Annotated in this window: 17 protein-coding genes; 12 read left to right on the top strand and 5 right to left on the bottom strand. The window is 43.5% G+C overall.

Annotated elements, in window-relative coordinates; genetic code table 11:
- Positions 1 to 9: 9 nt before the first annotated feature.
- From fliE to L4D78_RS15700, 3 genes are read right to left on the bottom strand one after another with little or no spacing between them, the layout of a single operon-like run.
- On the bottom strand, positions 10 to 342 hold the full coding sequence (gene fliE, locus L4D78_RS15710; protein WP_428467799.1) for a flagellar hook-basal body complex protein FliE: 333 nt from the start codon (positions 340 to 342) through the stop codon (positions 10 to 12).
- Positions 343 to 353: 11 nt separating this feature from the next.
- Complete coding sequence (locus L4D78_RS15705; RefSeq protein ID WP_428467798.1) at positions 354 to 1,709, bottom strand: sigma-54-dependent transcriptional regulator; 1,356 nt, start codon at positions 1,707 to 1,709, stop codon at positions 354 to 356.
- Positions 1,706 to 2,572 carry a MotY family protein gene (locus L4D78_RS15700; RefSeq protein ID WP_428467797.1) on the bottom strand — a complete coding sequence of 289 codons (867 nt, stop codon included), beginning with the start codon at positions 2,570 to 2,572 and terminating at the stop codon, positions 1,706 to 1,708. Before L4D78_RS15700 ends, L4D78_RS15705 begins: the two co-directional genes overlap by 4 nt.
- A 589-nt stretch (positions 2,573 to 3,161) precedes the next feature.
- On the opposite strand from L4D78_RS15700, the gene L4D78_RS15695 reads away from it, so the two are divergent.
- From L4D78_RS15695 to L4D78_RS15660, 8 genes are all read left to right on the top strand, one after another.
- Positions 3,162 to 4,163 carry a FliM/FliN family flagellar motor switch protein gene (locus tag L4D78_RS15695; protein WP_428467796.1) on the top strand — a complete coding sequence of 334 codons (1,002 nt, stop codon included), beginning with the start codon at positions 3,162 to 3,164 and terminating at the stop codon, positions 4,161 to 4,163.
- A gap of 3 nt (positions 4,164 to 4,166) precedes the next feature.
- Complete coding sequence (fliN, locus tag L4D78_RS15690) at positions 4,167 to 4,550, top strand: flagellar motor switch protein FliN (RefSeq protein WP_428467795.1); 384 nt, start codon at positions 4,167 to 4,169, stop codon at positions 4,548 to 4,550.
- Positions 4,534 to 5,307, top strand: coding sequence for a flagellar type III secretion system pore protein FliP (gene fliP, locus L4D78_RS15685; RefSeq protein WP_428467794.1), 774 nt, complete (start codon positions 4,534 to 4,536; stop codon positions 5,305 to 5,307). The genes fliN and fliP overlap by 17 nt, the downstream gene beginning before the upstream one ends.
- Entirely contained in the window at positions 5,307 to 5,576 is a 270-nt protein-coding gene (fliQ, locus tag L4D78_RS15680) for a flagellar biosynthesis protein FliQ (RefSeq protein WP_428467849.1), read from the top strand. The genes fliP and fliQ overlap by 1 nt, the downstream gene beginning before the upstream one ends.
- Positions 5,563 to 6,354: a flagellar biosynthetic protein FliR gene (gene fliR / locus L4D78_RS15675; RefSeq protein ID WP_428467848.1), complete on the top strand. Its 792-nt coding sequence runs from the start codon at positions 5,563 to 5,565 to the stop codon at positions 6,352 to 6,354. The genes fliQ and fliR overlap by 14 nt, the downstream gene beginning before the upstream one ends.
- Position 6,355: 1 nt before the next feature.
- Positions 6,356 to 7,489, top strand: coding sequence for a flagellar biosynthesis protein FlhB (gene flhB / locus L4D78_RS15670; RefSeq protein ID WP_428467793.1), 1,134 nt, complete (start codon positions 6,356 to 6,358; stop codon positions 7,487 to 7,489).
- A 72-nt stretch (positions 7,490 to 7,561) separates the two neighbouring features.
- A complete protein-coding gene (gene flhA / locus L4D78_RS15665) occupies positions 7,562 to 9,655 on the top strand; it encodes a flagellar biosynthesis protein FlhA (RefSeq protein WP_428467792.1) in 2,094 nt (697 codons plus the stop codon).
- Positions 9,656 to 9,995: 340 nt separating this feature from the next.
- A complete protein-coding gene (locus L4D78_RS15660; RefSeq protein ID WP_428467791.1) occupies positions 9,996 to 11,750 on the top strand; it encodes a formate--tetrahydrofolate ligase in 1,755 nt (584 codons plus the stop codon).
- A 59-nt stretch (positions 11,751 to 11,809) separates the two neighbouring features.
- Here the strand turns inward: L4D78_RS15660 and L4D78_RS15655 are convergent, their stop codons facing one another.
- A complete protein-coding gene (locus tag L4D78_RS15655; RefSeq protein ID WP_428467790.1) occupies positions 11,810 to 13,063 on the bottom strand; it encodes a NupC/NupG family nucleoside CNT transporter in 1,254 nt (417 codons plus the stop codon).
- A 396-nt stretch (positions 13,064 to 13,459) separates the two neighbouring features.
- Positions 13,460 to 14,104 carry an energy-coupling factor ABC transporter permease gene (locus L4D78_RS15650; RefSeq protein ID WP_428467789.1) on the bottom strand — a complete coding sequence of 215 codons (645 nt, stop codon included), beginning with the start codon at positions 14,102 to 14,104 and terminating at the stop codon, positions 13,460 to 13,462.
- A gap of 272 nt (positions 14,105 to 14,376) precedes the next feature.
- Between L4D78_RS15650 and L4D78_RS15645 the strand changes: the two genes are divergently transcribed.
- The 4 genes from L4D78_RS15645 to L4D78_RS15630 all read left to right on the top strand — a co-directional run bounded on the left by L4D78_RS15645 (position 14,377) and on the right by L4D78_RS15630 (position 20,010).
- A complete protein-coding gene (locus tag L4D78_RS15645) occupies positions 14,377 to 14,877 on the top strand; it encodes a YfbU family protein (protein ID WP_428467788.1) in 501 nt (166 codons plus the stop codon).
- Positions 14,878 to 15,111: 234 nt separating this feature from the next.
- Complete coding sequence (locus L4D78_RS15640; protein ID WP_428467787.1) at positions 15,112 to 16,377, top strand: extracellular solute-binding protein; 1,266 nt, start codon at positions 15,112 to 15,114, stop codon at positions 16,375 to 16,377.
- Positions 16,374 to 18,752, top strand: coding sequence for an ATP-binding protein (locus L4D78_RS15635; protein ID WP_428467786.1), 2,379 nt, complete (start codon positions 16,374 to 16,376; stop codon positions 18,750 to 18,752). Before L4D78_RS15640 ends, L4D78_RS15635 begins: the two co-directional genes overlap by 4 nt.
- Positions 18,739 to 20,010 carry a sigma-54-dependent transcriptional regulator gene (locus L4D78_RS15630; protein WP_428467785.1) on the top strand — a complete coding sequence of 424 codons (1,272 nt, stop codon included), beginning with the start codon at positions 18,739 to 18,741 and terminating at the stop codon, positions 20,008 to 20,010. The genes L4D78_RS15635 and L4D78_RS15630 overlap by 14 nt, the downstream gene beginning before the upstream one ends.
- Positions 20,011 to 20,099: the final 89 nt, after the last annotated feature.

The raw sequence follows: 20,099 nt of genomic DNA, 5'->3' as shown, positions 1-20,099 counted from the left end.
TTATTCTCACTACAGAGGCATCTTTAACACATCGTCATAGGCAGCTAGGACTTTATTCCGTACCTGAGTCAGTGCTGAGAAGGAAATACTGGCTTTCTGGCTTGCGACCATAGCGCCCACCAAATCATCGGATCGTCCGGCATCCACATCCGCCGTAATTCGAGCGGCCTGTTGTTGCTGATTATCAATACGGCGAACTGCCTGAGTCATGGCTGTATGAAAACTACCTTGGTTTGGGTGCGATGAATTAACCGCAATTTGTGTACCCGTTTGAGCGTGTTCACGCATTACCGTCATTCGTTGCAACATCTGCTGTTGCATCACTGATGTCTGATTAGACATGGCGTTATTCCTTAAGCCGCGGTGCCAGATTGATGAATGTATGAATCAATATTGATCCCTTGTTCTCGCATAGCGGCTATTTTGTAACGCAACGCACGCGTCGACATACCCAACGCTTCAGCAGTATGGTTTCGTTTTCCATGATGACGAGCGAGAGTGTCGAGAATAAATTGATGTTCAGCATCTTTACGGCTTTGTTTTAATGCATATTTTGCATCTTCCGCAATGAATGTTTTCGCTTCTTCAGCAACATTGCTCAGCATCAAATCTTGAGCTGTGATCCAATAGCCATGGCGCATTACCAAAGCACGCTGAATCGTATTCTCTAATTCACGGATATTGCCCGGCCAGTTATAACGAGATAGCACTGATTGCGCCTCTTCAGATAACCCACAAGACTCAGTACACCCAGCATTATATTTACGAATAAAGTGCTCAGATAAAGGCAATATATCTTCTTTACGCTCACGCAATGGTGGCCACTGCAATGGCAAAACATCTAAGCGATAATATAAATCTTGACGGAAACGACGCTCCAAAACAGCCTGCTGTAAATCAACATTTGTTGCCGCAATAATCCTGACATCTAACGAGATTGACCGATGACTACCAAGGCGTTCAACCTGACGCTCTTGCAATACCCGCAATAGTTTTGCCTGTAATGCAGGAGGAATTTCACCAATTTCATCCAACAATAAGGTACCGCCATTGGCCTCTTCAAATTTACCGGCTTGGCTTTGTGTCGCCCCCGTAAATGCCCCTTTAACGTGGCCAAAAAGCACGGCTTCTAACATCGCTTCAGGAATTGCGGCACAGTTAATGGCAATAAATGGGCCTTCACTTCGGGGAGAGTGTTCGTGAACATAACGCGCCAAAACCTCTTTACCCGTGCCAGATTCCCCCGTAATCAATACCGTTGCATCTGTTTGGGCGGTACGGTGTGCCATTTGCAGCACTTGTAAGCTGCGACGACTGGTTGCAACAACATCCCGCAGGGGAGACTGTACAACCTTATTACGTTTCACCAAGGCTGTGATTTGCTCAGGCTGGTAAGGCTGTAGCAAATAATCATCGGCCCCCGCTTGCATTGCATCACTCGCAAGTTGGCTTTGCTGATAATCAACAATGGCAACCACGGTTACCGCAGGCATATGCTGTTTGACCGCTTTGATTGTCGACAGCATGTTCATATCTGTCAGAGAGTCTGCAACAAACAACAAGCTATTCGGTGTTTCTCGCAACTTTGCCAACGCATCAGACGCACTTGATGAGTTACGAACCTGATAGCCCTCAGCACTCAATATTTTGATTGCACCAGCAGCTTGTATAAGACAGCTATGGGCAAAAATGACATTACCCGAGGTCATACTCCCTCCTTAACTATCCGCAACTGGACTCGACGATTCTGTTGATTCGCCTGAGTAGTACTGCCAGAGACCAATGGATAACGCTGCCCATGGGCACGAAGTTGTATTTGGTTTTTACTTACGCCCATAGCCACCAGTTCGTCGGCAATAGATTGTGCTCGTTGACGAGAAAGCCAAAGATTATCCAGTGATATACCTGTCACATCGGTATGACCATCTATCAGTACACTCTTGATAGTGTGATCGTAACGAATATATTCAGCGATCTGAGTCAGCAATAATTGCTGATCACCATTGAGGCTGCTTTCACTACTTGAAAAGAAAAATGTATTGTCTTTTGCATGTGCGTAATCAATAGGTAGTAACGCCGCCACACAAGACTTAAATTGTTGGTAAGAAGTAGAAAAACTGACAGCAGGTATATCCCACACCTTTTTTTCTTGGTGTTGGTTATAGCTAACCGATATCTGGCTCCATGCGCCTTTTTCCATTTTATTAAGTAAGTAATGAAGTTCTGCTGTCCCTGTAAAAGTCAGCCTATCACTCCCACGAGCTGAACCAGATAGCAAATATTTACTTGCTGATTTTTCATTCCATGGTGAAGTATTAATATCAAGCTTAGCCTCATCAATAAAATAAGGCCGCTGACTGCTAGAAAACAGAACTGAATAAGGTTCAACAGATTGTGCTAAAAATGTAACACTGCCATCAAACTTTAAGCTCTTTGTTAATTTACAAGAAAAGCGATCTCCTGAGAATTGCCAATCAATTTTATCTAACGGTGCTTGTATTGACTTAGCATTCACACTTGTTGATAAAAAAATTAACAAAGAAAGCATTTTTTTTGATTTATTTGCTCTCATATAAAACTATTTGCCTAACTGATTAAGTTTAATAATTCCCATCTCAATAGAGATAAGAATAAGAATGCTTGCGTGGGTGTATATTAATTTACGTGCATATTAAATATGCAACAAAACACCTCTATATTTATATATATCAATAAAACAAGACATTACGCGTGGATATTAGGCAGCATTTGATTAATTTACTAGACAGTAATTTACTCCTTTTATTTTGGTTGGCTAAAGATCACAGATTCATATTTGGTTACAAATATAGAAAAGCAACAAATAACAAACAAAACATCACAACGAGCAACACAAATCACCATAAAACCAAACAAAATTGCTGAAAAAGCATGCAGTAACGCACACTTTCGAGACAAGCGATTTTTTACATACATTCATATTATGAATGCTTTTGTGATCTTGATTCACTAAATATCCAAATTATCATTTAATAAATTTAATTTACCCTTTATTGACACAATATTTTAAGCATTTGAATTATTTATTTAATACTGTTAGAAATAAGCACGATCAAAAATACAAGCAAATAAACACTCCTTATTTGACTGTCAATTTAACGTTTATATCTTCGGGATAAATAATGAAACCGAGCAATAAAAAAAATAAAATCAAACCGAGGAATATACATGGTTCAACAAATGTATTCCCTATCGACATTCGTTCATTAGGAAGACCATTAAATGCTGCGCAGCAGTCACTATCACCCTATTTCTATCAGTCTGAGAAAGTGCTTGAGAAAGCAATAAACAATATGACCCGCCGGACTGACTGTAGTGTGACTTTAATAAGCTATGGACTAGAAGTTACATACCACGACAATCAAAATAGAGAACCTATTTGCTTTAATCACGCACAATTTAGTGGCCAATGTCTTGTGAATATCTCACAGCCATTAACACACCTTATTGCTGAAGCTTTTTATGGCGGAACACCTTGTTTCTCCCATATAAAAAAGGATGTAGAGAAAGCACCTGATTTATCAGACAGTGAAGAAGATGCGTCACTCAGTGCAACTATTGCTCATATGCTAGATGATAATACTCAAAGTAATGCTTATCGTCCTATTGATAGTGCTAACAGTGATTTAAATGCCCAACCAATGAACGCCAGTGAAAAGCGTGTTCAAGCGCGTATTGCCGCGACATTGCTTAACCAACTTAGCCATGAATGGCAGGTTTCACCCGAGCACGGTGGATTTAAAAATGGGGTACTCAGCGCTATTTTTTCCGTCCAAATTGAAGATGCCTACGGTGAAATACACCTACAGCTGGATGATGAGCTATTACTTCAACTTACCGCTAAAGATGTAATTAAGGCACCAACACCTTCGCAGTTGAATTTACGAAGAGAAATGCAACTGAAACAAGTACCGATCCGTTTAAACGCCGTACTTAGCCGTCAAACACTCGCCCTAGATCAAGTCATGAAGCTGAAAGCTGGTGACATTATTTCCACCGACATTCAAGAAGTTGTCGATGTACATGCAGGAACTCAAGCCCTGTATCAAGCGCATGTCGTCGAACGAAATGGCCACCTTGTTCTACAAGTTGTCGATACCATTACTCCACAAGAACGGAATTAATCCATGAACGAAGAAAATATCCTCCACTCACTTGATGGCGACCTGAATTTCGATTCTGACATTGCCGATATTTTTGAGACCCCAGCGGCCTCTGAAACGATGGGTAATCCCTTGGAAGAAAAACAAGCACCGCGTGATCTTGGGTTTTTCCGTCAAATTCCTGTCACTGTAACACTCGAAGTAGCAAGTACAGATATCGCACTCGGCGAATTAATGACCGTAGGGCCAAACTCCGTCATTGAGTTAGACAAACTCAATGGTGAACCACTTGATGTAAAAGTAAATGGTCGCCTACTTGGGCATGCAGAAGTCGTTGTCGTTAACGACAAATATGGCCTTCGCCTTACTGATATTGCTGAAGATGCGCTACATGACGTTACCGCATAAAGCTGCCCTGCCTGCATGGGTTAAGCTTCTTTCTCTGATCATTCTACTGGCTGGTTTTTCAAACCAAGCAGTTGCTGATCAGGGAATTGCGTTCATGTCAGTCATTGACGGTGACAGTAACCAAGAATATTCCGTCAAGGTTCAGATCTTGCTGTTAATGACAGCATTAAGCTTTTTGCCATCAATGCTATTGATGATGACGAGTTTTACCCGAATTATTGTCGTACTCGCGATTTTAAGGCAAGCGCTTGGCCTACAGCAAAGTCCGCCAAACCGAATCTTAGTTGGCATAGCGTTAAGCTTAACGATGCTATTAATGAAACCGGTATGGGACCCAATCTATACCGATGCTTTTGTTCCTTATGATTCAGGTAGCATTACATTACAGCAGGCTGTGTCTATTGCTGAAAAACCAGTCCGTTCATTCATGCTCACTCAAACTTATGAAAATTCATTGGAGCAAATGTTACGTATTGCGGGCGATCCTCTTGATCTCGCCCCTGAAGACATCAGCTTTGCGGTGCTTATGCCAGCCTTTGTCTTAAGCGAATTAAAAACCGCATTTCAGATTGGTTTTATGCTTTTCATTCCATTTTTAATCATTGATATTGTGGTTGCCAGCGTATTAATGGCGATGGGTATGATGATGTTATCACCCTTAATCATCTCATTACCTTTCAAACTCATGGTGTTTGTGATGGTCGATGGTTGGACAATGACGGTGGGTAGTTTAACCGCCAGTTTTGGAGGCTTGTGATGGGGATTGATGCCACCGCTAATCTCTATGCTGATGCGATTTATATGATCATTTCAATGGTGATCATACTTATTGCTCCTAGTTTAATCGTCGGTTTATTGGTTGCCATTTTTCAGGCGACAACCCAAATTAACGAACAAACGATGAGCTTTTTACCGCGTCTTCTTACAACGCTGTTAATGCTCATTTTTGCGGGGCCATGGTTACTACGAAACATCAGTGACTTCTTCAACTCACTCTTTCATACCATCGCCAATGTCGTTAGCTAACAGCCTTGTCAGCCTGTCATTTGCCGAAATAACCGCATTAGCCGGTCAGCTTTGGTGGCCATTTTTCCGAATATCGGCTGCCTTCATGACTATGCCATTTCTAGGCAATGCGCATATTAACAACCGCACTCGGGTGCTTCTTGCGTTGTCGATTACGATTGTTTGTGCCCCTTTACTTCCACCGATGCCAGCGGTTGACCCTATCTCTGTTCGCGCCTTAGTTCTGGCAGGTGAACAACTTGCCATTGGTGCCTTACTCGGCATGTGCTTGCAATTTCTTTTTGCTGCCATGGCGATGGTTGGGCAAATTATGTCAATGCAGATGGGTCTTGGTATGGCGATGATGAATGACCCAGCCAATGGTGTGACCGTTGCATTAATTGGTAACTATTTTTTAATGTTTACCACGCTACTGTTTCTAGCCTTAGACGGTCATCTCGTCGCTATCGACATTGTCGTACAAAGCTTCAACCACTTCCCGATTGGCGGAGGGCTGAATGAAGCGTCATTTGAACGACTCATCAATTTGTTTGGCTGGATGATGACAGCCGCGGTGACTATCGCTCTGCCCACTATCGCAGCAATGTTAACGGTTAACCTGACATTTGGTGTTATGAACCGTGCAGCACCATCACTCAACGTGTTTGCATTAGGTTTTCCTATGTCGATGATGCTTGGCTTATGTGCTGTACTCCTTTCGTCTTCTGGATTACCGGGAATTTATGCTGAACTTTGCCATCAGATTCTGGCTGAAATGCGCCTGATAGGAGGCATTTAACATGTCACAGCAACAAAGTAGCCAAGACAAAAGTGAAAAACCCAGCCCTCAGAAACTCCGCAAAGCACAGCGAGAAGGCCAAGTTGCTCGCTCGAAAGAGTTTGTGGTCGGGGTGCTTTTTATTACCATTGCTGTCTTTCTTTGGGCTTATGGTGACTTCCTTGGTGAGCGTGCTGAACAGCTGTTCACCATGAACTATGAATTGAGTGCCGCCGAGCTGAAAGAACCCGATATCATGACCAGAAAGCTGGCTGAAAGTGTTCGCTTACTTGCAGGGCTGTTTGTGCCCATGGCCATGGTATTAATACTTGTCACGATTTTAGCGTCAATGATCCCTGGTGGCTGGGTTATGTCACTGAAACCGATTCAACCAAAACTGAATAAAATCAGCCCTCTTGCCGGTCTGAAGCGTCTTTTCTCGATTAAATCATTGGTTGAGCTGGTGAAGTCAATCCTCAAAATCACGTTAATCTCTACCGTCCTCTACATCCTTTTGAATAATAACCTCGGTGCCCTACTGGCCGCTCAGCGTGCGCCGTTTGAGCAAGGCGTCGGGATCACGCTGGGGCATATCATCAAAGCACTTATCTATTTTGGCGTTGTTGTTTTATTGATTGGTTTCATCGATATGCCCTATCAGCTTTGGAATCACACCAAAGAACTGAAGATGACGAAGCAAGAAGTCAAAGATGAACATAAAAACAGCGAAGGTCGGCCTGAAGTTAAGCAACGGATACGCCAACTTCAACAGCAAATGTCTCGCCGGCGCATCGATAATTCGGTGCCAACCGCCGATGTTATTCTCACTAACCCTACGCATTATGCTGTCGCACTTAAATATGACCTTAGCCGCTCTGGTGCACCTTTTGTGGTGGCAAAAGGCGAAGATGAAATGGCGTTAAGGATCAAGAACATTGCCAAAAAGCATGATATTGAAGTGATTAACCTACCACCGCTCACTCGTGCCATTTATTTCAACACCCGTATCGATCAAGAGATACCAGGTCCTTTATTCGTGGCTGTGGCCCATGTATTAACTTATGTAATGCAACTAAAAGCTTATAAAACAGGAAATAAAGATAAACCTCAGCCATTGCCGAGCTTGGTCATACCCAAACACCTAAGACACGATTAAACACTCACCACAAACTATAACAACAATACCTATAACAACGACGATTAACGTCAATATTGAGCTAGAGACCTTATGAAAGCGAAGCTGCGACAATTGTTTCCCAACCTAACTGCCAGCTATTTCGGTATCCCAATCATGCTGCTTGCGATACTGGCTATGGTGATTTTACCCCTGCCCCCGTGGTTGCTTGATGCCCTATTTATTTTCAATATAGTCTTAGCCGTCATCGTGTTGTTGGTGGCCGTTTCCAGTAAACGACCATTAGATTTCACGGTTTTCCCAACGATATTGTTGATTGCAACACTGATGCGCCTAACGCTGAATGTTGCCTCAACCCGTGTCGTACTGCTTAATGGCCACCTCGGTGGCGACTCAGCAGGTAAGGTGATCCAAGCCTTTGGTGATGTGGTCGTAGGGGGGAACTATTTCGTTGGTATTGTCGTCTTTGTCATTTTGATGATCATTAACTTTGTGGTGATCACCAAAGGTGGCGAGCGTATATCTGAAGTTTCTGCCCGCTTTACACTTGATGCCTTACCCGGCAAACAAATGGCCATTGATGCCGATTTAAATGCCGGACTGATTGACCAAAACCAAGCACGCACACGCCGTGAAGAAGTCGCCAGAGAAGCGGATTTCTATGGTTCAATGGACGGTGCATCAAAATTTGTGCGTGGTGATGCCATTGCTGGATTGATGATCCTTGTCATCAATATTCTTGGCGGTATTACCATTGGTATGGTGCAACATGACTTAGCGGCCAGCGAAGCATTCCAACGCTTCGCCCTGCTGACGATTGGTGATGGCTTAGTTGCACAAATTCCATCGCTATTATTGGCCACCGCCGCGGCGATTATCGTTACCCGTGTGAACGATAGTGGTGATATTTCAGTTGATGTTCACCGCCAAATGTTGGCCTCATCAACGACATTGTTCACAGCTTCGGCAATCATGTTGATCATCGGCTTAGTGCCGGGTATGCCGCACCTTGCCTTCTTTATTTTTGCGGCGGTACTTGCCTATTCAGCTTGGAAACAAAGGCCCCAAAATGCGAATTTGGAACCGTTAGACCAAGCAGAAGCAATCGCAGAAGCCATTGCACAAGATAACACGCCAACCTTAAGCTGGCAGGATGTCCCTGCCGTCAACCCCGTTGCCCTTGAGCTTGGATACCGACTGGTTAACCTTGTTGATAAAAATCAAGGTGAACCGTTAGCACAACGTATTCGAGGTGTTCGAAAAACCATTACTGAGCAAGTTGGTTTTTTAATACCAGAAATCGCCATTCGAGATAACTTAAAACTCAAGCCGACACAGTACTCTTTACTACTCCATGGTGAAGTCATTTCACAGGGTGATATTGACCCTGAACGGTTAATGGCACTCGCGGTGGGTGAAGTCTATGGGCAGCTCGATGGTGTATTAGGTAAAGACCCAGCTTATAACCTCGATGCGGTATGGATTGAACCGAATAATAAAACACAAGCGCTTAATCAAGGTTATTCAGTGGTGGATGGTGCAACCGTCATCGCGACCCACTTAAGTAAAATAATCAAAGAGCATTTAGCTGAGCTATTCTGTCATGATGATGTTGAACGCCTGATGGAAAGGCTTAGCGACAACGCCCCTAAGCTTGTTGAAGCCTTAACCAACCAGCTAAACCACCAGCAGCAAATGCGCGTTTATCGTCACCTATTGATCGACCAAGTGCCGATTAAAGACATCGCAACGATCAGTTCAATCATGGTTGAAAGCAGTGAAGTCACCAAAGACCCTATTTTAATTGCTGCCGATGTTCGCTGTGGCATTAAACGCGTTTTGACCAATAACTTACTGGGTTCAGGAAAAGATTTTAATATCTATACCCTAAACGATAACCTTGAGAAAATGCTGTTAACGTCATTAACTAAAGCTCAGCAAAGTGGGCAAACAGCCTTAGACAGTTTTCCGGTAGAACCCACCTTGCTCGCTCAGCTTCAGCAAAATATGCCTGCGGTAAAAGAGCAGTTAAAGCAAAATGGTTTCAAACCCATTTTGCTCGTTACACCACAATTGAGGCCATTGCTGGCACGCTATGCCCGTACATTTGCGAAAGGCCTTGTTGTTCTGTCTTACAATGAAATACCCGAAGACCGTAATATTAATGTTTTAGGACACCTCGGCTAAACTTCCCTGTCGCTCGACTGAAACCAGACACTCAGTCGAGCTACTTACTTCACTTGCGCTTAAAAAAACATCAAACGCATTTCCCCTGTCTAGCTTCATAATATCTGGCTACATTGCGATAACACGCCAAGTTTCCTTATAAATCAATGTATTTAAATCACCCCCCCCTCTATCAGTAACATTCCCGCAAAGAATACTAAAACAAGTGATATATATATCGGCATTTACCTCTTTACCCATGATAAAATTATGGTATAAACCCAACGCAAACGATTGCGCAACCTGTAAAACTCTTCTGCGCAATATATCTGTAGTTACCTAAGCGAGGTTATGGCCGCCCATGAAAAGTGATATTGAAATTTGCCGTGATACCAAACTCACCCCAATTGATACCATCGCCCAACAGGCAGGCCTTCTCTCAGAAGATCTGACGCCACAAGGCACCCTGAAAGCAAAAGTAAAACCCTCTGTGCTTAAACGCCTTTCCGATCAGCAAGAAGGGAAACTTGTTGTCGTCACAGCGATAACACCAACACCGCTTGGCGAAGGCAAAACCGTAACTACCATCGGTCTTGCTCAGGGTCTTGCTAAACGAGATAAAAAAGTCATGGCGTGTATTCGCCAGCCTTCAATGGGACCTGTATTTGGTGTTAAAGGCGGAGCTGCTGGCGGTGGCTTTAGCCAAGTTGCACCAATGGAAAAGCTAAACCTGCATCTAACAGGTGACATCCATGCAGTAACAGCCGCGCACAACTTAGCAGCTGCGGCAATTGATGCACGCCTTTACCATGAAGAACGCCACGGTTACGACGCTTTTGCGGACAAAACCGGTATGGCAGCCTTGCGCATTGATATTGACCGTATCGTTTGGAAGCGCGTGATGGACCATAACGATCGTGCACTACGTATGATCACGGTCGGCAATAACGAAGCGGGCAAAACCATCAATGGTATCGCCCGTAATGATGGTTTCGATATCTCTGCCGCTTCTGAGCTAATGGCAATTCTGGCCCTATCAAAAGACTTGGCTGATATGCGCCAACGTATTGGTCGTGTTGTCCTTGCTTATAACCTTGATGGTCAAGCTATTACAGCAGAAGATCTACAAGTAGCTGGGGCCATGGCCGTGACCATGTGTGAAGCTATTGAGCCAACTTTAATGCAAACACTAGAAGGTGTACCCACACTGATCCACGCAGGCCCGTTTGCCAATATCGCCCACGGTAACTCTTCAATCATTGCAGACCGTATCGCGCTGAAGCTGAGTGAATTCACCATTACCGAAGGCGGCTTCGGCTCAGACATGGGTTTTGAAAAAGCATGTAACATTAAAGCGCAGCAAGCAGGTCGCGGTGCCGATTGTGCGGTGGTTGTGGCAACACTGCGTGGGTTAAAAGCGAACTCTGGTTTGTATGATCTTCGTCCGGGCCAAGGACTACCAGACGCTATTTTCTCTCCCGATGAGAAAGCCTTGGTTGCGGGTTTTGATAACCTTCAATGGCACATTAACAATGCCGCTAAATACGGTGTACCTGTCGTTGTGGCAATCAACCGATTCCCACAAGATACCGATGCTGAGCTTAACCAACTAAAAGCAATGATTGAAAACACAACGTTCAATGTGCATGTTGACGTCGCGATCAGTGAAGCATTTGGTAAAGGTGGCGAAGGCGCGGCTTTACTTGCCGATGCGGTTATTAAAGCCTGTGAGCAACCGACTAACTTCAAGCCGTTGTACAGCCTAGAGCAGACGCTGGAAGAGAAACTAATGACCATCGCTGAAGTGGGCTACGGTAGCCGCGGGGTTGAGCTCTCTGATCTAGCCAAGCAGCAACTGGCCGAGTTAAAAGCACACGGGCATGATAATTTAGCCATTTGCATGGCAAAAACACCCTTGTCTATCACCCCTGACCCAAGCAAAAAAGGCGCACCAACCGATTTTGTTGTACCGGTTCGTGAACTGAAGCTCTGCGCTGGTGCAGGTTTTGTCTATGCGTTATGCGGCAATGTTATGACCATGCCGGGTTTACCGGAAAAACCCGCTTACCTCGCGCTAGACATTGATGAAGATGGCAACATTACAGGTTTAAGCTAATCGAGTCTTTCATCGTAAAAGCGCCAGCATAACGCTGGCGTTTTTTTATTGTGTCACGACTATAAAGACAGGCTAATAAACAGCCCGGCCACGGTCGCATTCAGCAAATTGGCTAACGTTGCTGCGATTAGCGACTTCATCCCTAATTGTGCAATTTCGTTATAGCGGCTCGGTGCCATAAGGCCAATACCACCAAGCAATACCGCAATGGAACCAAAATTAGCAAACCCACATAATGCGAATGCAATAATTGCTTCAACTCGCGGCTCTAATACACCACTTTCTATCATGGGCGCCAACTGAGAAAACGCCACAAATTCATTGATCGTGGTTTTAGTACCAAAAATAACCGCCATCAGCTGCGCAGACTCAAAGTCCCAAATACCAGCAATATACGCAAAAGGTAAAAACAGGTAGCCAAAGATAATATCGAGACTCAGAGAAGGCATTCCAAACCAGCCACCAACGCCGCCAAGCATGCCATTTATCAGTGCTATCAACCCGACAAAAGCCAGTAGCATTGCCCCAATATTCAATGCGAGCTGCATCCCCTGCATTGCACCTTGTGCCGCGGCATCAATCACATTCGCAGGCTTATCCTGCTCACTCACAAGTTCATCAGCATAATCAACGACCTCCTTGGTTTCAGGGATCATCAATTTTGCCATCATCAGCCCTGCAGGAGCGGCCATGAAAGAGGCTGCCAATAAGTACTCAAGTGGAATACCCATTTGGGCATAACCCACTAAGACTGACCCTGCAACAGAAGCCATACCACCGACCATAACCGCAAACAATTCAGAGCGTGTCATTTTATCAATGTAGGGACGAACCGTTAACGGGGCTTCAGATATACCCAAAAAGATATTTGCCGTTGCCGAAATAGATTCAGGACGGCTAGTCCCGAGCGCTTTAGACAACGCTCGGCCAAGCGTATTGACGAGCAGCTGCATGATCCCTAAATAATAGAGCACAGACACCAATGCTGAAAAGAAGACAACGACAGGCAGTACACGTAATGCCATGATAAAGCCGCCGCCACCAAAGATTTCATACATTTTATCTGAGACTAAGCCGCCAAATAAAAAGCCAATACCATGATTACTATAGTTAATGACTTGCTGAACCCCGTAAGAAAACTCAGATAGCGCTTCACGGCCAAATGTACTGTAAAGCACAATCGCAGCAAAGCTCACCTGAATAGCTAGAGCACCTAGTACAGTGCGCCAGTTAATACGGGAACGTTGTTCAGAAAATAAATACGCTAAAGCAATCAGCACAATAATGCCGATCAAACCGGAAAGAATTTGCATGTAAAACTCATAAAAACAATAGGCAGACCAATACACACCCAGAATTGGAATGTTCAGAAAGGTTAAAACAACCAGATCCAAAGTGCTTTGGGCTCTACCTCGGTACACCTCTGTCAGACAATTCAGTCACATTACGCCTAAACTGACTAACACCAAATGCACTCGGTTTCCCTCTGCTTTGAATCCGTGCCTCCTGGCATCGTTTGTTCGTATGAATGAAAGAAACGGGGATTCTCGCGCAATATGCGAGTGGACACGACCACGTCGTGTAATAAATCGCGCAAAGGGTAAAAAGATTGCGGTAAAACTGCAAGGCTCACGCCACTGATCGTTGACATAAGCAGCAAATCGCTTGGTTTTCTATCAAGTCTAACCTTTAAAACCTCTTTCTTAGCATTATTTTCCATCAATATAGTCACTGTCATGAAATGTCCTCACCCACTCAGGGCGATATACCACCAGCAACGTGATAGCCATTCCATTCAATAAACCCTCAGGAAACAGCAGCAATGGCATTAACACCAAATAATTTTCCACAATATACGTCCATGAATATTCTCCTACTCCCCATATCCACCCACTTGTTAGCAACATATGTACAGCCATCGTCAGCGCTGAATTTATGAAGGCCGCGAGGAAAATATAAATAAATAAGTGGCGGGTAAAAAAGCGGTAAATAAGTAGAAAAAAAACATAACTGAATATGACGGGTAACATAACCCCCGTTAAGCCATACAACCCGCCATCAGCCACCGGAAGTAACCCAAATATCATTTGCAGTAACACGGGTATAGCGCCAACTAAGCACGCAATCTTCCAGCCATGGCATAGCGTTAATACGGTGAGTAGCAGAAAATGTACTTGCAAGCCAACAGCTAACCCGGCTCGTAAACTCCACAAAAAGAACAGCGCGACTACCGATGCCATTACCCAGTGCTGATAAGTTTTATCTTTCTGGAATTTGGGCCAAAATTCATGGGGGAAAGTTGCGATCATCAACCCGAACCAACCAACATACCCAGCAACTTGCCACTCTGTCATGATTGCTTAATTCCTTGTGAGTTAACCCCTTACGACTAACACTGCCTTTACGTGCTGCAAACAATTAAGTGATCACAACAAAAGGCGCTAAGCCATGTAATAATTAAGCGTTATATTTGTTAAATATCAATTATGATAGCGGCTCTGGACAGTCTTTATACAATTAATTATTTTTAACAAAAAAAAGTTATCAAGACGTAACCAGATCAATTTTTTTTAGCATTAACCTGATAATCTCAGTGGCAGATCAATAATTATTAAGGCCTATCATCATGGACATGACTAACGCACAACGCTTAATTCTATCTAACCAGTACTATCTGATGTCTCAGATGAACCCAGAAAACGAAGCAAAGTACCGTCGACTACAAACAATTGTCGAACGTGGCTACGGGCTTCAAATGCGTGAGCTTGATAAAGACTTTGGTGATCTACCAGAGCAAGCTTGCCGCAATGTAATTGACTTCATGGAAATGTACCACGCCCTACAAGAGTCGTTCAAAATGCTTTCTGATGAAAATCAACAGCAGGTTGATCAACGTCGCCTGCAATTTTTAGGCTTTGATATAGCGACAGAGTCTCAACTGGTGCATTACGTACGTTTTCTAGCGGAAGAAGAGGGACTATACCCTCAGTTCGATAAAGCTGATCACCACTTCAATAGCCAAATACCGATGCTAGAGAAGTACCAACGTATGCTACAAGCATGGCGTGGCTGTCCTCGCCAGTACCACTTATGTGCAACTGAAATTCAGCAAATTCAAAACGCGTAAGTATTACTTGTTTAGAACGCAAAAACGGAGCGGCTTTACGCTCCGTTTTTTATTCCAAAAATGAAAAGTGTGACGCTAAACAATATTAGCCTCAGAAATGGGTTAAAATTACCTCAAATATTACTGGCCTGTTCATAAAATCGCTAAGCGCCTAATAAATTAAAGGTCGGCTATTTTTTTCCATGTCGACGCCCCTCATAATAAGAATCCTGACAATAATGAATGATTCTACTTATGATGCGAATTGTACAATTTTGCTTTGCTGCACTATTAATCTTGACTCCGGGCTTTGCCGCAGCAACCAATCAATTGATCATTCTGACGACTTTCACCAAAGAATCACTTCAGCCAACACTTGACCAATTTCAGCAACACCACCCTGAAGCCCGCTTTACTGTACTGCATCGACGTGAATCATCAGGCTTACGGCTCCTACTCGATAGCCAGCACGATATTGATATTGTTATTTCATCCTCTTTATCGCTTTTTCTCCCTTTAAGTCAGCAAAACCGCATTTTGCCACTGAAAGCACTTAACTATGACTCTGCTGTGCAGCAACAACGTTTACTGCCTCACACCCTCAATAATGTGGCTGTATTTGGCTATTCTGGCTATGGGATAATGTGGAATAAAGACTACCTTGCCAAACATCAACTTCAATTACCAAGCTCTTGGGAAGAACTCGCACATCCACAGTATTTTAGACATTTAGTCATGAGTAGCCCTTCACGCTCGGGCACAACCCACATCATGGTCGAAAGTATTCTCCAACAGCATGGTTGGAAAGAAGGCTGGGAGTTACTGCTTAAAATTGGCGGAAACCTTGCCTCCGTTTCTGCTCGAAGCGATGGCGTCAGTGACGTTATTGCCCGTGGGTTAGCCGGTATTGGCCCTGTGGTTGATAGCGCTGCCTATGAAAGCCAGCAACAATTCCCATTCATCGGTTTCCAATACCAGCCCTTTAGCCCATTATTACCGAGTTATATAGCGGCACTACCAAACATCAACCAAGCGATCCATACCTTAACATTCGTTAAATACCTCTTATCTGACGAGGTACAAGAAACGCTATCTGTTAGCTCGATGAATAAATACGCTCTTAATCAAGAAATGGCACAGCCGTATGACGTTGTCTCGATTAATCATGCACTCATGCAACAGCGAGATAAATTAATTAAAATACTTTTTGAGCAAACAATTAACCGCCAATTGATCCGTCTAAACCAAGCGTGGCAATTAATTCATGAAGTTGAAACGTTACCTCACTTAAGCTCTGATCAACAACGCATGTTTAACCTCGCGATTAAGCTAGCATCTACGCCTCCAATCACTGAATTTCAATCAAAATCAAAAACATTGCTGCAATCCATTTCAATGTCACCTAGCCATACCGAAACAACGCAGTTAGCTCGACAATGGCAAAAATTAATGGAAGATCAACTCGAACAATCCATTGCTATTTGTGAGAACATTATCGATGAAGCAGGTGAAAAATCGTGATATTAAAACGCAATACCATTGGCAACCGGCTTATTGGTTCTATTGCTTTGATGGCACTTTTAACCGTTAGTGTTAGCCTAATTGCAATTATAAATTGGGAGAGTCTCGACGACCGTATCCAAGCGTTAGTTGAGAAGAATATTCCAACCCTGCGTGCAAGTTATCAGCTTGAGCGCAACACCGCAGGGTTACAAGCTGCACTCAATTTATTGAGCAATAATACCGATCCAATCATGCATGCTGATCTCAAACAAAATATTAATGACAAATTGGCACAAATCAGCCTCGCCATTAACCAAGCAAACAACCTAACCTTTTATCCCGCCATAAAAAGCGAACATGAAACACTATTAACTGATATTAAAGAATATGCCCACTTCCTTTACCAACGAAATACTCACCTTAATGTATTAGCGCAAACTGAAAATAACATTAAATGGCTTCATCAAGATTTAATTGATGAACTGACGCCTATACGTCAAGAGGTTGAATGGCAACTCACGCGTATGCTGCCTAATGCCATTGTTTCAAGCACTGTTAATGATGTCATCACTGAGTTTTCATTAATCCAAGCGATTACCGTTAAAGAAAACGAACTTCACCAGTTGGTGAAAGAAATTATTCTCCAAAGGCAAGAAAGAGACCTTGGCAATGCTTTTTACTTCATCGGCTATAAAACCGAAGAAGTCAGCAAAATGAGCCAAAGCCTTAGCCATTATCCATCAACCATGTCTTACCGGCAGTTGCTGCAGGAGTTAATCACAATTGTTGAACCCGGTGGTTTTCTAGAAGAACAATTGATAATCGATAATGATTTATTTCGTGCAATTAGCCAATATCAAGAAAAAATACAAACACGGCTCAATTACCAAGAAGCTCTTATTCAAACCATGGTTGAACAAGAGGATGCTTCACTTCATGCCCTAAATGAAAAAACTCGCCAAGCAATCACGATCAGTAATTTCATTCTATTTGGTATGGTGATAGTGACACTTTTCCTCTCGGTCATGCTCTCAATCTACCTTGTTGGCAAGGGCATCGTTAAACGGCTAAATATGCTCTCGCAAGACTTATATGCAGTCGCGAACAACCAACACAATGCCACGATTCAGGTCACTGGCGATGATGAAATAGGTTTACTGGGTGATAACCTCCGCCACTTCTGCCGTCAAATGCAAGAAATGCAGCAGAGCAATGCCCTAAACCTGATCAACAATACACAAGCGAGCATAATAACCTGTGACTTAAATGGCATTATTGAATCGGTTAACCCAAGTGCTCAAGCGCTATTTCAACATAGCTCAGCCCCTGTAAATCTCGCGTTATGGGAGCTGTTTAGTCCAACCATGCACCAACGGTTAACGTCACTTTTTTCGACCACTAGCCCACTGTTCACGAAACGCGGATGCAACCTCACCATCAAACAATACCAAAGGCATAGCATTGATCAACAGCAAGATAGTTTATATCTCAGGCTTGATTTCCGCTTATTCCAACAAGGCAAAAAAGACAAGGTGATCATCACGATGACGGATATCACTGAGCAAGAAAATGCGGCTCGTTGGTTAGAGAAGATGGTACGAGAGAAGACCTATTCACTCACCAGTCGTAACCGTCAATTGAAAGCAGAAGTTGAAGACCGTAAACGCGTTGAAGCGGATTTGCGTGCAACCCAAGATGAATTAATTCAAGCCGCTAAAATGGTGGTGGTGGGTCAAACAATGACGTCACTGGCTCATGAGCTTAACCAACCGCTATCTGCTATTTCAACCCATGTATTTACCGCTCAAATGGCATTAGAAAAACAACGCTTAGATCAACTTCCTATCAGCATTGGCAAAATAGGAAATTTAGCCTCACGAATGGCACGGATCATCGCCAGCCTGAAAAGTTTCTCGAAAAAACAAACGGCAGGTAATACGTTGAAAAAAGTTGATATTGCCGCCTCACTCCAACAATCAATGATGATTGTTGAAAGCCGAGCAAAGATGCAACAAACCACCATTTCAAATCAATTAAGCCAGCCGTTACATTGCCTTGCAGATCAGGTACAGCTCGAACAAGTGCTCGTTAACCTGCTCGTCAACAGCTGTGATGCCGTCGCTGGCTGCAAACAGAGACAGATTGTTATCGAATCCCTAGACAGTCATGGCGGTTGCCGCCTTGCTGTAAGTGACAGTGGCAATGGATTTGCCACTGAAATTATAGAAAAGCTATTTGTCCCATTTACCACCACCAAAGAAGTCGGTCTAGGTCTTGGACTCAGTATCTGCCGTTCAATTATGAACCGCTTTAATGGTGAGATTTATCTTGCTTCAACCCTTCGAGGGGGGGCAATGGTCGTGTTGGAGTTAAAAGAATATGATAATGAATAATGATATAGAGGTGTTGCTCATCGATGATGACCAAGACGTACTTGACTCATACCAGCAGTTACTTGAAATATCGGGTTATAAAGTTAAGTCCCTTACCGACCCTACGCAAGTCACCTCGTTATTGCATAAAGACTGGCCCGGTGTCGTCGTAACAGACATGTATATGCCGGGCTTAAGCGGTATGGATTTACTTGAACACATTAAAACATTGGATGCTGAACTACCCGTTATCATGATCACAGGTCACGGTGATATCCCAATGGCCGTTGATGCTGTTCGTCGTGGTGCGTTAGATTTTTTACAAAAACCACTGCAACCTGCAGAACTGCTTTTGTTACTGGAAAAACACCTTCCGGTACGGAAACAAAAGATAGATCAACGTACCACGCTAACCCAATCTGCAAGTGAAGTTTTATTGGGTGATAGCCCGCTAATCATCAAGATAAGAGATAAAATCACCCAGATAGCACTGACCTCTAAGGATGTACTCATCGAAGGTGATAACGGGACAGGCCGCCACACTGTCGCTAAGCTACTTCATCAAAGTAGCACCACCAGACAAGGCCCTTTTGTGACGGCCCTAGGTCAAAACATAACCTGTACGGCTGATTTACAGCGAGCGATGATCTCGGCACGGAGTGGTAGTATAAGCTTAAATAACCTGCACTTAATGCCAGTTGAAACCCAACAATGGCTATGCCGATTCTTACTGGAGCAAGAGCGCCAGAACAAAAAAGAAGTACGCGTACTCGCCATTACCGGTACGAACCCTGAATCGTTAGTCGAGCAAGATAACCTATTACCAGAACTATTTTACTTTCTAAGCCAAGTGCGCTTCCACCTTCCGACATTGAAGCAGCGAACTTGTGATATCACCCCTTTGTTTAAGTACTTTTTAAAACAGAGTTGTCAGAAACTCAATAAAACCGTACCAAGCATCGACAAAGCTTATATCAATACGCTTAATCGCCATGAGTGGAGTGGCAATGTATTAGAACTTAAAAACGTTGCTGAGCTCTATGCCATTGGTATTGTAAAATTAGCAGGACAAGACCGAACCAAGCCACTGGATCAAATGAGTAGCCCCCTAGATGATTTAGTCGATAGTTATGAAAAACAAGTCATCGAAGATGCGCTGTATTTATTTGCAGGCCGTATCAATGACGTGTCTAACTACCTGCAAATACCACGTAAAAAGCTTTATCTACGGATGAAAAAGCACAATCTCGATAAAGCAGAATATAAAGTGGGCGGTTAATCATTACCGATGTCACCTAGTTTAATATCAAAATAAAAAGCCAGCACAAGGTGCTGGCTTTTCAGTGAAAAAATGGCTACTTAGAAATT

It is taken from the genome of Photobacterium minamisatsumaniensis (assembly GCF_050336695.1).
GTDB classification, from domain to species: domain Bacteria; phylum Pseudomonadota; class Gammaproteobacteria; order Enterobacterales; family Vibrionaceae; genus Photobacterium; species Photobacterium minamisatsumaniensis.
Note: the sequence above shows the minus strand (reverse complement) of the source record. Positions and strands in the feature narration are given on the sequence as shown.

Coding starts and splice junctions, on each gene's coding strand:
- L4D78_RS15695 (WP_428467796.1), top strand. CDS start 3,162: ATGAAACCGAGCAATAAAAAAAATAAAATCAAACCGAGGAATATACAT.
- flhB (WP_428467793.1), top strand. CDS start 6,356: ATGTCACAGCAACAAAGTAGCCAAGACAAAAGTGAAAAACCCAGCCCT.
- fliN (WP_428467795.1), top strand. CDS start 4,167: ATGAACGAAGAAAATATCCTCCACTCACTTGATGGCGACCTGAATTTC.
- L4D78_RS15640 (WP_428467787.1), top strand. CDS start 15,112: ATGATGCGAATTGTACAATTTTGCTTTGCTGCACTATTAATCTTGACT.
- fliE (WP_428467799.1), bottom strand. CDS start 342: ATGTCTAATCAGACATCAGTGATGCAACAGCAGATGTTGCAACGAATG.
- L4D78_RS15645 (WP_428467788.1), top strand. CDS start 14,377: ATGGACATGACTAACGCACAACGCTTAATTCTATCTAACCAGTACTAT.
- L4D78_RS15655 (WP_428467790.1), bottom strand. CDS start 13,063: ATGCAAATTCTTTCCGGTTTGATCGGCATTATTGTGCTGATTGCTTTA.
- L4D78_RS15700 (WP_428467797.1), bottom strand. CDS start 2,572: ATGAGAGCAAATAAATCAAAAAAAATGCTTTCTTTGTTAATTTTTTTA.
- L4D78_RS15660 (WP_428467791.1), top strand. CDS start 9,996: ATGAAAAGTGATATTGAAATTTGCCGTGATACCAAACTCACCCCAATT.
- flhA (WP_428467792.1), top strand. CDS start 7,562: ATGAAAGCGAAGCTGCGACAATTGTTTCCCAACCTAACTGCCAGCTAT.
- L4D78_RS15705 (WP_428467798.1), bottom strand. CDS start 1,709: ATGACCTCGGGTAATGTCATTTTTGCCCATAGCTGTCTTATACAAGCT.
- fliR (WP_428467848.1), top strand. CDS start 5,563: ATGTCGTTAGCTAACAGCCTTGTCAGCCTGTCATTTGCCGAAATAACC.
- L4D78_RS15650 (WP_428467789.1), bottom strand. CDS start 14,104: ATGACAGAGTGGCAAGTTGCTGGGTATGTTGGTTGGTTCGGGTTGATG.
- L4D78_RS15630 (WP_428467785.1), top strand. CDS start 18,739: ATGATAATGAATAATGATATAGAGGTGTTGCTCATCGATGATGACCAA.
- fliP (WP_428467794.1), top strand. CDS start 4,534: ATGACGTTACCGCATAAAGCTGCCCTGCCTGCATGGGTTAAGCTTCTT.
- fliQ (WP_428467849.1), top strand. CDS start 5,307: ATGGGGATTGATGCCACCGCTAATCTCTATGCTGATGCGATTTATATG.